The organism is Bifidobacterium catulorum (genome assembly GCF_003129925.1).
Taxonomy (GTDB): domain Bacteria; phylum Actinomycetota; class Actinomycetes; order Actinomycetales; family Bifidobacteriaceae; genus Galliscardovia; species Galliscardovia catulorum.
In genome coordinates, this window is sequence record NZ_QFFN01000080.1 from 1 (window position 1) to 880 (window position 880).

1 protein-coding gene is annotated in these 880 nt (G+C 50.9%); it reads left to right on the plus strand.

Annotated features, from left to right (window positions below; translation table 11 throughout):
- Nucleotides 1-191, plus strand: a 191-nt coding sequence (locus tag DF200_RS11025; protein WP_206603428.1) for a hypothetical protein, incomplete at its 5' end; no start/stop codon positions are given.
- Nucleotides 192-880: the final 689 nt, after the last annotated feature.

Below are 880 nucleotides of genomic sequence, written 5' to 3' on the forward strand. Positions count from 1 at the left end.
CCAGCCATCAACTGGCAATCAAAAACAATTCAGTAGTACAAAACACGCTCTTGAGTTCTCAAACCACCACCACACCACACCGGACAATCCCAACCAAGCAGAACCATCCGCGCCGGGCAGCAAGAAGTAAACATACACGAACCCAAACAACAACGCAAACCAACACCACAAAACAACGCCAAAAACGTTGAAACGGCGGCGCTCCACCGGCGTGTCGCAAAACAGCCCTCAATGGCCTTTGTTTCATCGCCTACACCCTCAGAATACGACGTCGCAGCGAATAATCTCCGTCAAATTCCATATATCAGAAGTAGATTAGCCCACAATTCACCCGGCATTCACCGCAGTCATGACTCAAGCACGTCATGCCGCCGTCATCGTGGCCTTAGACGCATGAAAGTCCAGCCGCGTGAATTCATACTCGTTCATCCACGAATAGGTGCCCGCATTCGCCCTGGAATCGCATACAGCTCTGTGCAGGAATCGACACAGATGAGACAACACAGATGAGACGACAACGTCTCCTCTAAGGAAGAAAACCATGATGCCGCCCTTGGCATCATCCGATCATCCGTTAAGCCATACATGGATTACAACAGATCTGCGAATCAATCGGTCATACAGCGTGAGTAGAAAAAGCCGGCATCAGACGAATGACATCTCCAACCAAACCGATAATGTACATTATGTCAGAATTTATATAAAAAAATATGTGTGTGGTTGTGTGGTGTGGAAGGGGCCGTTGCCGGTGTCCGTCGTCGGCCCCTTGGTGTCGAAATATGGGAAAAGGGGCCGTCCCGGTGGGGGCGGTCCCTTTCCTTGGTAAGAGTGTGATTGCGGCGGCGTGCTACTCTCCCACACTCTGTCGGGTGCAGTACCA